The organism is Streptomyces filipinensis, assembly GCF_014649495.1.
Taxonomy (GTDB): domain Bacteria; phylum Actinomycetota; class Actinomycetes; order Streptomycetales; family Streptomycetaceae; genus Streptomyces; species Streptomyces filipinensis.
The window spans coordinates 137,906-149,875 of sequence record NZ_BMTD01000019.1 but is presented as its reverse complement, the minus strand read 5'-3'; the positions used below and the strand labels follow the sequence as shown (position 1 = coordinate 149,875).

10 protein-coding genes and 1 riboswitch are annotated in these 11,970 nt (G+C 70.3%); of the genes, 6 read left to right on the top strand and 4 right to left on the bottom strand.

The genetic code is table 11. The features are described from left to right. The first annotated feature begins 458 nt into the window (after positions 1-458). From IE244_RS33175 to IE244_RS33155, 5 genes are all read left to right on the top strand, one after another. Positions 459-1,637, top strand: coding sequence for a hypothetical protein (locus IE244_RS33175; RefSeq protein ID WP_191877268.1), 1,179 nt, complete (start codon positions 459-461; stop codon positions 1,635-1,637). An 11-nt stretch (positions 1,638-1,648) separates the two neighbouring features. Beyond that, positions 1,649-3,178 (top strand): glycosyltransferase family 4 protein, encoded by a 1,530-nt coding sequence (locus tag IE244_RS33170; protein WP_191877267.1) that lies wholly within the window; start codon positions 1,649-1,651, stop codon positions 3,176-3,178. An 81-nt stretch (positions 3,179-3,259) separates the two neighbouring features. Continuing rightward, entirely contained in the window at positions 3,260-3,829 is a 570-nt protein-coding gene (locus IE244_RS33165) for an NUDIX hydrolase (RefSeq protein ID WP_191877266.1), read from the top strand. A gap of 25 nt (positions 3,830-3,854) precedes the next feature. Further along, positions 3,855-5,219, top strand: a complete 1,365-nt coding sequence (locus IE244_RS33160; RefSeq protein ID WP_191877265.1) for a hypothetical protein — start codon at positions 3,855-3,857, stop codon at positions 5,217-5,219. Positions 5,220-5,363: 144 nt separating this feature from the next. Beyond that, positions 5,364-5,960, top strand: coding sequence for a flavodoxin family protein (locus IE244_RS33155; RefSeq protein ID WP_191877264.1), 597 nt, complete (start codon positions 5,364-5,366; stop codon positions 5,958-5,960). Between the two features lie 3 nt (positions 5,961-5,963). On the opposite strand, the gene IE244_RS33150 is transcribed toward IE244_RS33155, so the two are convergent. From IE244_RS33150 to IE244_RS33135, 4 genes are all read right to left on the bottom strand, one after another. After that, on the bottom strand, positions 5,964-6,842 hold the full coding sequence (locus tag IE244_RS33150) for an ABC transporter permease (RefSeq protein ID WP_191877263.1): 879 nt from the start codon (positions 6,840-6,842) through the stop codon (positions 5,964-5,966). Beyond that, positions 6,829-7,836: an ABC transporter ATP-binding protein gene (locus IE244_RS33145; RefSeq protein ID WP_191877262.1), complete on the bottom strand. Its 1,008-nt coding sequence runs from the start codon at positions 7,834-7,836 to the stop codon at positions 6,829-6,831. Before IE244_RS33145 ends, IE244_RS33150 begins: the two co-directional genes overlap by 14 nt. 81 nt (positions 7,837-7,917) lie before the next feature. Next, positions 7,918-9,117 carry a LolA family protein gene (locus IE244_RS33140; RefSeq protein WP_191877261.1) on the bottom strand — a complete coding sequence of 400 codons (1,200 nt, stop codon included), beginning with the start codon at positions 9,115-9,117 and terminating at the stop codon, positions 7,918-7,920. 471 nt (positions 9,118-9,588) lie between these two features. Further along, positions 9,589-10,599 carry a polyprenyl synthetase family protein gene (locus IE244_RS33135; RefSeq protein ID WP_191877260.1) on the bottom strand — a complete coding sequence of 337 codons (1,011 nt, stop codon included), beginning with the start codon at positions 10,597-10,599 and terminating at the stop codon, positions 9,589-9,591. 623 nt (positions 10,600-11,222) lie between these two features. Continuing rightward, positions 11,223-11,402, top strand: a riboswitch (cyclic di-AMP (ydaO/yuaA leader). A 3-nt stretch (positions 11,403-11,405) separates the two neighbouring features. Between IE244_RS33135 and IE244_RS33130 the strand changes: the two genes are divergently transcribed. After that, a complete protein-coding gene (locus IE244_RS33130; RefSeq protein WP_191877259.1) occupies positions 11,406-11,885 on the top strand; it encodes a transglycosylase SLT domain-containing protein in 480 nt (159 codons plus the stop codon). Positions 11,886-11,970: the final 85 nt, after the last annotated feature.

The window sequence follows — 11,970 nt, the reverse complement described above, 5'->3', positions numbered from 1 at the left end:
TGCGGAACCGCACACGCCGCGGTTGGTGCGCCAGGGATCGACGGTACGGCCCCAGCGGTCAAGTCCCCGGGCCTGCCGAGCGGTTCCCGGACCTGGCCCGGCCGCCGGCCTGGTCCCGCTGGTGACCGGCAGCGGCGGAACGGGGTCGGTACGGGCTCCCGGCCCGCGTCGTGCGGCCCCGGGTTCCCCGAACCCGGCCCCGGGCCGTTCGCCTTCACTCATGCCGCCGACCGGCGACTCACGGACGTGGATGCCGGACGATTCGTACGGCCCGAATCCCCGTCGTGCTTTCGGCCCCGGCCCCCGCCTGGTTCGCCCTTCACAGTCCCGGCGCCCTACCTCCGCGCGGGCGGAGTGCATCAGCGCCGTGCCGCCGACGGCTCGCCGAACTCCCCCGCCATGTCGACGTGCTGAGTGCGGTGGACTCGCACGGCGTCGACGGCGAGCATGAGACACGGATGATCAAGATCACAAAGCAGCCGGAACCGGCCTGGGAGAGGAACATGACGCACGATCAGACAGGTTTGGCCTTCGCCTACGAGCAGCTGTACTCGGCGGCGGCTCGGATGCTGTGGTCGCAGGAGACCCCGGATTGGCGCTGGACGGAACAGGATTCAGAGTTCGGGTGGCCGCCCGAGAGGTGCGCTGCCTGGCAGGCGCTGGAGGACTGCCTGCTTGCAGGGGAGACGGAGGAGCCGAGGGTCGGTGAACCGTCCGACCCCGCACGGCACCTCATCACGCGCCGTGCGCCAGGCGGTGAGGACCGGCCCCTCGGCTTCCAGGAAGCCCACGAGGACTGGACGACCCGTCTGAACGCCGACCCCGGGTATCTGGTGGATGAACAATTGCAGCCTGGCGCCTGCGTCATGACCACTCCTGGTCGGCACTTGCGGACCGTCTCCGCGTTGCGTGAACTCGCCTACCGGCTGGCCCCCGGTCGGCCCCCGGTGACCATCGGCCCCGAGGCCGCACGGTTGAGCACACTCGCCCATGAAGCAGCCAACGCACTTCGCGCTCCCCTGGGCACATCCGCCTCCCCCCCCTGGGCGCCAGGGACCGAGCCTTGGGTCATCCCCGCTTCCCACACCGTCAGCGACGTGCCCGACCTGCCGATGCGCCTGGAAGACCTGCGAGCGGCGGCATGGCGGGCGGCCGAGGCCGTCCCAACTCCAGAGGAGCTGAAGGCGAGTGGGGACTTCTCTGTGATGTTGGAGGCTTCGATCGCCGCGTCCGACGTCCTCGCCCTCCTCCAAGGCCGTCCTGCACCCATCTGGCGCGAGCACGTCGACGGAATCGACCCTGCGCATGACCTGGTATGGGGTTCGTCCACGGACAGCGGGCAGCGACAGCCCAAGAGCATGGAGATTCGGGCCGAAGACTGGGCCCAGTCCTTCGCCAGCGGGCCCGCGCCCTGGACACCCACCGAGTACCGGTACCCGCCTGAGCGTCACTTGGGCGCGCAAGAGGTGGTCCTTTCAGCAACCCGCGCGGTCGTCTTCGCCGAGCTGCTCGACGAGCTGGCCGCCCGCCTCCGCCCGGGGCTGCACACCGGCCGAATCCATTACAGCGTCTATGACCTGTGCTACTTCATCGACAAGCGCTTCCGGCGTGAGCTCGGCGCTCACATCGGACTGTGAGGGCGCGGCCCATGTCAGACGAACGGCGTCAGAGGATCCTCGTGCTGTGCGATCTGAGCGGCATGGGGCTGGGCGGTGTGCCCGTCTTCAACGAACAGATCAGCATGGCCCTCGCAGCCCGCGGCCACGACGTCACTCTTCTGACTGTCACGCCGGTGAACGACGGCCACGAGGGGGTGAAGCTCCACACCGTGGAACCGCCGAAGGGACAAGTCGAGGGACGCCATTGGCTGGAACAGCAGTGCGCCACGAAGCGCCCGACAGTATTCGGGCTGCCAGACCCGAACCAGCAGCCGTTCGACCTCATCATCGGTCACTCACGCTTTTCGGGCCCGGCTGCCGTAGCCATCCGCGACAGCTGGTACCCCAACGCACGGGTCGCTCACTTCCTGCACACCAGCCCTGAACGGCTGCCCTTCTTCAAGTACGTTGGCGATGCCGGGAAAGCGACGGAGAAGGCGGCTCGGGACTCGGGCATCGAGCGTGTGGTGATGGCCCGCGTCGACGTGGTTGTGGGAGTGGGACCCCTGCTGACAGACGAAGCCAAGCGGCTGGCCGCCACGAACCAACAGGTGCCGAGTGCGCACGAACTCGTCCCGGGCACCGTGATCGAACCCCTCGTCCAGCACGCTCAGCGGCAGGAGGGCCCCCTTCAACTCCTGGGCCTGGGACGAGCAGGCGACACTCTCAAAGGATTTGAGGACGCAGCCCAAGCCGTGAAACTGCTGAACGCCCGCGGGTTAGCCGCTCATCTCACGATTCGCGGTGCTCCAAAAGAAGACCTTGCGAGGCTCCAGGAAGAACTCAGGGAACATGGCGGCGAGCACGTGACCGTGCTGCCGTTCTCCACGCACCGTGATGCGCTCAAGAACGACATCCGGCAGGCCGACGCCCTCATCATGCCCTCCAAGCACGAGGGTTTCGGCCTGGTCGCCACGGAGGCACTGGGCCACGGCGTCCCCGTACTGGTCAACGAGGACAGCGGCGCCGCACGCTTCCTGCAGGACGCGAACCGGGTGCCTTCACAGCTGGGCGCTCCCTGCGTAGTCCCCGAGCCCGCCAACCCGGCCCACCGCATCAGGGCATGGGCGAAAGCCATCCGGCAGCTCAAGGAGCAACTCCCCCAACGCACCGAGGACGCAGCCCAGCTGCGCGAGATCCTCAAGTCGTACTCCTGGGAACACGCGGCCGACTCCCTCGTCCAGGCCTCCACCACCGCTCCCGCCCCTGCCACAGGGCCCGGAGCACCGGAGCAGGCACGCGCCACGGTGCAAGGACCCGAGGGAACGGTCGTCCAGACGACTACCCAGACGATCCAGACATCCCAAACCATAGAAACAACGCAGGCAACGCAAACCACCCAGTCCACCGCCCCCCAGTCCCCCCTCGCCAAGGCCGCAGCGCTCACCTCACGCGGCCGGAGCACCACCGGCGTCACGCCGCAGGGGACCAAGGGTGTCGGGGGCCCGGGGCAAGGGCCCGCCAACGCCGCCCGGCCGCAGCCGCAACAGCCGCCCAAACCGCAGGGTCCTTCGCGATGACCGCTCACCCGGCCTGACGGCCCCCGCGCCGTCAGGCCGCATGGGTGATCGCCCCACACGACGAGGAAGAGGAAGCGCGCGATGCAGTGGACGGTCCACGGTGAACGCACGATCCATGACACCCCCTGGGTGCGCCTGTGCTCCCTGGACGTCGAGCAGCCCGATGGCGCGCGGGTCGACTACCACGTGGTGCGGCTGCGCGATGTCGCGGTGCCGGCCGCCGTCGACGACCGGCAGCGCGTCCTGATGATGTGGCGCCATCGCTTCGTCACGGACACCTGGGCGTGGGAGCTGCCCATGGGCCTGGTCGAGGACGGCGAGGAGCCCGTGCAGGCGGCCGCCCGGGAGCTGGAGGAGGAGACGGGGTGGCGTCCGGGATCACTGCGGGAGCTGGTGTACGCGGAGCCCGCGGCCGGCATCACCGACGCCCGTCACTTCGTGTTCCTTACGGACGACGCGCGCCGGATCGGGGCCCCCACCGAACGCAATGAGTCCGACCGCCTGGAATGGATCCCGCTCTCCCGGGTTCCCTCGATGATCGCCCGCCGTGAGATCGTCAGCGGCGCCACGCTGGTCGGTGTCATGGCCCTGCTGGTCGGCGGGGACCAGCAGCCATCGGACGGCGGCGCAGGGCACAGCACCACGGAATGACATGACACCTCGGAGGGAACACCACATGCACAGCAAGCGGATGACCGTCGCGGCGACCGCCCTGGCCGGGGCGTTGCTCGCCGGTTGCGGCTCCGGGAACGGCGGTTCGGGCAGCGGTACCGGGCAGCAGGGGTCCGGAGGGGGCGGGGGCGCCGCGCCGGTGAAGCTCTCCGTGCCCTCCGCCTACGACGGCGGCAAGGGCTGGGACCAGCAGATCGACTGGGTTCCGAAGGACACTCTCGCCGAAGCCGACCCAGTGGCGACGGACGGCGAGTCGGTCGCCTACATCATCCGCTCCGGTAGTGGCTACGCGGTCCAGGCGCGGGACGGTGCCACGGGCAAGGTGCGGTGGACGAGTGCGCCCTTCCGGACGCCGCCGGTGGACGACTCGAACGCTCAATGGGCCATGCCCACGCCCCGGCTGACGGCGGTCCGGCAGGGCGGTCGCGCTTACTTCGCCGCCTGGGCGGTCGGGCAGAAGCCCGGTGACGCTCTCACCGAGAGTCAGGAGGTCACGCAGGTGGGCATCTACCCCGCGGATGCCTCCGGCAGTTCGGTGAAGCCGCTGCACCAGGTCTCCGTCCCCGACGACAGACCGCGATCGGACTTCGTCCAGGTCCGGGACAGCGGGACGGGGCTGCTGATCACGTGGCAGTCCTCCGTCCAGAAGAGCGTGGCCGTCGACGCGGTGACCGGTGCGGTCAAACGGTACGACGGCGACTTGAGCAAGGTGCTTCCCCACTGCCCGCAGAACTGCGTGGGTGACACGGTGGTGGGCGTCACCACGAAGGGTCCCGTCGTGAGCGGACCGTCGGGCGGCCTGACCGTGCCCGGCGGATGGACCGGCGAGGACATCGCCCCCAAGGGCGTTGACGGTGCCGGCTCCGGCACCGTCTTCGGTGTCCGTAACGGCATGTTCGTCGCCTACTGGCGGCAGGCGGCCGACAACGGCGGTTCCGTGTGGTCCGCGCACGACATGGAGAGCGGCCGGCTGCTGGCGAGCACGAAATGCGCAGAGAGCGACGACGCCAATCCCGGCCCGACCGTCACCTCGCCGAACGGCGCGTACATCGCCTCCAATTCGGTCGTCTTCGACGTGAAGAAGGGCAAGGGGCTGTGTCTGGCCGGTGACAGCGCGCAGCGCACCCTTGAGATCACCGCCCTCGCCGACGACGGCACCGCCTACGCCGTGAACGACGTCTACGACGACATCGACGCATCCAGGGAGATCTCCACCAAGCCCGCCGCCGCGCTGAACGTGCGCACCGGCTCACGGACAGCCCTGCCCAAGGGCACGATGGCGCCCGTCGCCACGCTGAAGAACGGAGCCGTGTTCATCCAGCGGGAGAACGGTTCCGGCCTGCGCGTCTCGGTGCGGCAGAAGCACTGAGGACGGACCAGGGTCCGCCCTCGGCGGCGGGCCCTGGCTCTGGCTCTGACTCTGGCCCTGGCTCTGACCCTGGCTCTAGATAGCTGCATGTGCATATAATGCACATGCAGTTTATTGTCGTACGCCGATCAGCCGGGGGTAGTCATGACGACACGCCGCTTCCTCTTCCTCCTGGGCAGTTCCCGTGCCGAGGGCAACACCGAGCTGCTCGCTCGCCGGGCCGCCGAACAGCTGCCCGGTGATGTCGAACAGCGCTGGATACGCCTCGCCGAGCACCCGCTGCCCGACTTCACGGACCTGCGGCACGACAGCGACCACGCCCGGCCGCCCGCGGACAGCTCCACCGGCCTGCTGCTGGACGCCACGCTCGCGGCCACCGACATCGTGATCGCCTCGCCGCTGTACTGGTACTCGGTGTCCGGCTTCACCAAGCGCTACCTGGACCACTGGTCCGGCTGGCTGCGCACCCCGGGCCTCGACTTCAGGGCGACCCTGGCCGGCCGCACCCTCTGGGGCATCGCGGCGCTCGCCGACGACGAGCCGTCCGTCGCCGACCCCTACGTCGGCACACTCAACAACTCCGCCGCCTACATGGGGATGCGCTTCGGCGGAGTCCTGCTCGGCAACGGCAGCGCACCCGGCGACGTACTGAAGGACACCGAGGCGCTGGCACGCGCGAAGAGCTTCTTCGCCCAGGAAGCGCCCCTCGCCCGCTTCCCCCACGAGAGGGCCGCCGGCTAGGCCCTACGCGCTGATGTCCTTCGTCGTGAACCGCGCCCAGGCCGCCGACCCGAACACCGCCGCGTACAGCGCCTGCAGGCCGAGGTTCTTCACCAGATCGTCCCAGTAGACGGGGTCGCGCATCAGGTCGGCGAAGGACAGCCAGTAGTGCGGGAAGAAGTACGGCTGCAGCGCGTGCAGCTGGGGTATCTGGTCGAGGATCTGGACCGTGATGAGCAGGCCGACGGTGGTCGCCATCGCCGCGATGCCGCTGCCCGTGAGCGTCGACACGAACAGGCCGAGCGCCGCCACGCCGACCAGTGAGGCGGCGACCACGAGAGCGATCAGCAGGGCCCGGCCGAGGCCCTCGGCGAAGCTGATCCGAGTGCCCGAGATCGTCGTGAGATCGCCGAGCGGGAAGAGCAGCACACCGACGATCAGGGCGGAGACGGCGACGACCAGCGTGGCCAGCACACAGAAGGCCATCACGGTCGTGTACTTGGTGAGCAGCAGCCGGGTGCGGCCGGCCGGGGCGACCAGCAGATAGCGCAGGGTGCCCGCCCCCGCCTCGCCGGCTATCGCGTCGCCCGCGACGACCCCGACGGCCATCGGCAGGAAGAACGGCAGCGTCGCCGCCAGCGCCGTGAACACCAGGAACAGGCCGTTGTTGGTGATCTGAGTGATGAACGCGGGGCCCTGGCCGCTGTGGTCCGCCGCCCCGCCTCGCGTCTGGATCTTGACCGCGATCCCGACCAGGACCGGCACCGCGGCCAGCACGCCGAGCAGAGCGAGCGTGCGCCAGCGCCGTATGGTCGTGACCAGTTCGCTGCGCAGCAGCCCCAACGTCCACAGCGGGCTCGGCCGCCGCAGCGCGGTCGCCGGGATCGTCTCAGCCCGCGACATCGAAACCCTCCCCCGTCAGTGCCACGAACGCGTCCTCCAGCGAGGCCCGTACGAGCGTGAAACCGCGCACGCGCACCCCCGCCGCGACCAGGGCGGCGTTCACCTCGGCGAGGTCCCGTGCGGGCGGTTCGCCGCTGATCCGGTCGCCGTCGGCGATGACGTCCCCGACGCCCTGCTCCTTCAGCACCCGGGCCGCCTCGGCCGGATCCGGGGTGGTCACCACCAGCCGGCCGCGCGCCCCGGCGGCCAGGTCGGCCACCGCCCCCTGGGTGACGAGGCGGCCGCGCGCCATGACGGCCGCGTGGGTGCAGACCTGCTCGATCTCGTCGAGGAGGTGGGAGGAGAGGAAGACGGTCGTGCCGTCGGCGGCCAGCTCCCGGATCAGGGTGCGGATCTCCCGCATGCCCTGCGGGTCGAGGCCGTTGGTCGGCTCGTCCAGGACGAGCAACCGGCGCGGCTGGAGCAGCGCCGCGGCCAGGCCGAGCCGTTGCTTCATACCGAGCGAGTACGCCTTGGCCTTCTTGCCGGCGGCAGCCGTGAGGCCCACCCGGTCGAGGGCGGCCGCGACCCGGACGCGCCGGGTCCGGGGGTCGGCGGTCGGGTCCGCGGCGTCGTAGCGCAGCAGGTTGTCCCGGCCGGAGAGGAAGCCGTACAGGGCCGGGCCCTCGATGAGCGCGCCGACCTGCGGGAGAACGGCACGGGCCGCCCGGGGCATCGGGCGGCCCAGCACGCCGGCCGTGCCCGCCGTCGGCTCGATCAGACCCATCAGCATGCGGATGGTGGTGGTCTTGCCCGAGCCGTTCGGACCGAGGAAGCCGAAGACGCTGCCCGCCGGAACGGTCAGGTCGAGGCCGTCGACGGCGAGCTGTCCGCCGCGGTAGCGCTTGGTGAGGCCGCGGGTGACGATGACGCTCGTCTCCGCCTGACCCGGGGCACACCGCTCCGCGTCCCCGGTGTCCCCCGCCTCCCGCCCCGCGGCGGACGGTTCGTCCATCGGCTCCCCCTCGACTCGTCCTGCCCCCTGAAGGCCCCGAAGGATCAACGCACGGTCACGGCTGGTCGTGCCCGAGCGGGGCTACTTTCCCGTGTCCGCCGCCTTCACCAGGGCGTCCTTGGTCACCGCGCCGGCGTAGGCCTTGCCGTCGTCCGTGATCAGGACGTTGACCAGGCGGGTGGAGAAGACCGTGCCCTTGCCGAACTTGCCGGAGACCTTCTCACCGAGCGAGCCGAGGAAGCCACCCAGGTCACCGCCCTTGGATCCGGACGGCAGGCCGCCCTTGGCGCCGGTGTCGAAGACCGCGACGGACGTCCAGCCCTTGCTGAGGACGTCGGCGCCGTTGAGGCCCTTGCCGAACCCGTCCGGCTTCGGCGCGTGCCGGCGCGCCGCGGGGCCCTGCTGCTTCTCCTCCGTCACCTTCGCGCCCTTGGGCGGGGTGAAGGTGAAGGCGGAGGCGGCCGGCCGCGCGAAGGAGACCTGGGTGAAGCCCACGTTGAGGACCGCCGCGCCGCCGCTCTTCGGGGTCAGCGTGAACTTCAGCGGCATGCCCGTCTTCGCGTCGACGGCGATGCTGATCGCGCCGACCGTGGTGCCGGACTGCCTGGGCTTGATGAGCAGCTTGTAGGCGTCGCGGCCGGCGACCTGCTCGGTGCCGTCGACGGTGACGGACGTGGTGTCGTCCACCGACTTCAGCGCCTCGTCGGCGAAGTCCTTGGGCGTGGCCGGGGGCTCGGCCCTGTGGTCCTTGCCGGCGTCGGCCGAGGTGCTGTGGTAGACCTCGTTGCTCTTGCTGTCGTAGCCCCACACGTCCTTGCCGTGGTGGATGAGGCTGTACTCGGAGCCGCTCTCCAGCAGCGACAGCTTCTGCTTCTCGGGGCCGTCGGTCGCGACGCGCAGGGTGTGCGCGCCGGAGACCAGCGAGGTGAGCTGGGACCGCGGGTCGGCGGAGGAGCCGTCGCCGGAGCCCCTGGCCGCCCCCGATGCCAGGTTGCCCCCCAGGCCGCCGAGGTCGGGCAGTCCGAGGTCGGTGCTGATCCGCACGGTGCCGGACAGCTGCTGCACGTCCGACTTGGCGATCTTCTCGATGAGCTGCTGTGCGCTGATCCTGGGCAGGTCGGGGTCCCCGGAGGCGGCGAGCGCCGGGACCAGCCCGATCGTGGCCGCCGCCACCCCCACCACCGCGACCGGGACCGCGTAGCGGGCGGCCTTGCGGCGTCCGGCGTGCGGGGTTTCCTCTCGCGCGCCGTCCACTGCGTCGTCGGTTTCGTACGGTGCCATGTGTGCCTTACCTCCGTCGTCGGCGGCGGCTGTCCCCACGCTGGTCCACCAGAGCCGCCATTCTCACCCGAATCGGTGAGGAGTGGTGATGTCCGTGGTGTCCATCTCACCAAATCGGCCATGAGGAAGCGTCAGACCTCGGAGCCAAGTCCGTGTACGCCTGCGGTATGACACGCAGGGGCCGCGACTCCCCCGACCCGTAGGGGTCTCACCGGAACGGAGGGGTCCGTCTGGGGGCACGCGCATCGCGACAAGCCGCGCACAAGGGCCCGCGCATCGGGGCTGGCCCCAGGGGAGCGCGCGCATCGCGACAGGCCGCCCACGGGGGCACGCATCGCGACAGGCCGTGGCCGGGCCCTGCCACCGGCCCGTAGGGGGGTCGTGCGGGGCCGTGGAGCCGTGCGGGGCCGCGCCGGGACCGTACGGCCGGTTGCTGCCGCGAGGCGCGACCCTCCGGGGACCCGCCGGGGATCAGCCGGCCCGGTGCACCACCGCGTCGCACAGCTCCATCAGCGCCGCCTTGGCGTCGCACTCCCGCAGCGGTGCCAGTGCGGCGCGGGCCTCCTCCGCGTACCGGACGGTGTCCCGGCGGGCCTGCTCCAGCGCGGGGTGAGCGCGCAGCGCGGCCAGTGCCTCGGCGTGCCGGGCGTCGTCGCTGAGGTCGGAGTCCAGCAGCTGGCACAGCGCGATGTCCTCGGCCAGCCCCAGCCGGGCCGCCCGCTCGCGCAGCCGCAGCACGGGCAGCGTCGGAATGCCCTCGCGCAGGTCGGTTCCCGGGGTCTTGCCGGACTCGTGCGAGTCGGAGGCGATGTCCAGGACGTCGTCGGCGAGCTGGAAGGCGACGCCGAGCCGCTCGCCGTACTGGGTGAGCACGTCGACGACCGTCTCGTCGGCGCCGGACATCATCGCGCCGAACCGGCACGAGACCGCCACCAGCGAGCCCGTCTTGCCGCCGAGGACGTCCAGGTAGTGCTCGACCGGGTCGCGGCCGTCCGAGGGACCGGCGGTCTCCAGGATCTGGCCCGTGACCAGCCGCTCGAACGCGAGGGCCTGCACCCGGACGGCCTCGGGGCCGAGGTCGGCGAGGATCTGGGAGGCCCGGGCGAAGAGGAAGTCGCCGGTGAGGACCGCGACCGAGTTGCCCCAGCGCGTGTTGGCGCTGTCCACGCCGCGCCGTACGGCCGCCTCGTCCATGACGTCGTCGTGGTACAGCGTGGCCAGGTGGGTCAGCTCGACGACCACGGCCGACGGCACGATGCCCGGCGCGTAGGGGTCACCGAACTGGGCCGCGAGCATCACGAGCAGCGGCCGGAACCGCTTCCCGCCGGCTCGCACGAGGTGCTGCGCGGCCTCCGTGATGAACGGGACCTCACTCTTGGTGGCCTCGAGCAAGCCTTCCTCGACAGCCGCCAATCCGGCCTGGACATCGGCTTCCAGAGCCTGGTCCCGCACGCTCAGCCCGAACGGCCCGACGACGGTCACGAGGGGTCTCCTGTCTGCTGGTGTCTGCTGGCGATTACACGGTTTGTCGATAGGTCGCTGCCATCACTCAAGTCAGCGTATCCGGTCCTCTTTCGATCACCGATAGCGCCCACCGGTCCAGCCCGGGCGGTATCAGGTCATGACCGGTATGTTTTTGATCAAGGACTAAGAACGGACATTTATCGACTTAACAGGAATACGTCCAATTTGTCTCGAACTAAGGAGCGGGCGGAGTAACGCCCGGCCGGCCCCACCGGCATCCCTTTCGCCACCTTCCTGCACGCTCCGCGCGCACGGCCGCTTCATCACGAGAACGACCGGCACCGTTTCACGGGTTCCACCACCGAGCCGATCCACCCGAATCCCCCATGTCCGATTTGAAGCACTTTGCCATTTCGTGAGTTGGGTCACGGGCACCCGGTGGCACCCCACCCCCGCCGCACCCCGCTTCTCCCCTTGCCCCGCTGGCGAGTTGAAGGTTGGCAACCGCAAAGGATCAAGTGCCTCATAGGGCATAGATCAAGGTCAAATAGGACGTTGTGTGAATCCGGTACTTGTTCCCGACATGTGCTCTCGCATACGTTCCGGGCCGTCGGGCGGACGCCTAATCCTGCCGCCGCCCACGTAACCCATCGACGAACTCATTCGTACGGCAGGAGCGGGGGAACCAGGTAAGTCGCCGGACCGGACGACACACGTCGCACCGGAACGGCTAGGGGTAAAGCCGTGCCTTCCCGGGCACGGCCGGGCACCTCCCCGCCCGCACCCGACAGCTCACCTCGCAGGCGACGGAGAGGAACTTCCCCATGCCTGCTGCCGCTCAGCACCGCCGCACCCGCCTCGTCCGCGCCCTCGCCGCCGTCGGCACCGGTGCCGCCGTCCTCGCCCTGCCGCTCATCGGGGCGACCAGCGCTTCCGCCGCGGCCCCGGCCGCCACCACGGCCTCCACCACCCCCGCCGGCTACCCGAACACCCTCGACGGCTGGATCCGCGAGTCCCTCGCGATCATGGGCCAGAAGGGCATCCCGGGCACCTACAACGGCATCTACCGCAACGTCATCCGGGAGTCCTCGGGCAACCCGAACGCCATCAACCTCTGGGACTCCAACGCCGCCAAGGGCATCCCGTCCAAGGGCCTGCTCCAGGTCATCGACCCGACGTTCAACGCGTACCACGTGGCCGGAACCTCCTTCAACATCTACGACCCGGTCGCGAACATCACCGCCGCCTGCAACTACGCGGCCGCGCGCTACGGGTCGATCGACAACGTCTTCGGCGCGTACTGACAGTCCCGCGGGCCGGCAGGACACCGGCCGCCCGGCACGTTCCCGCACCTGACGGACGGGGGCGTGCCGGGCGGCCGCCGTGTCT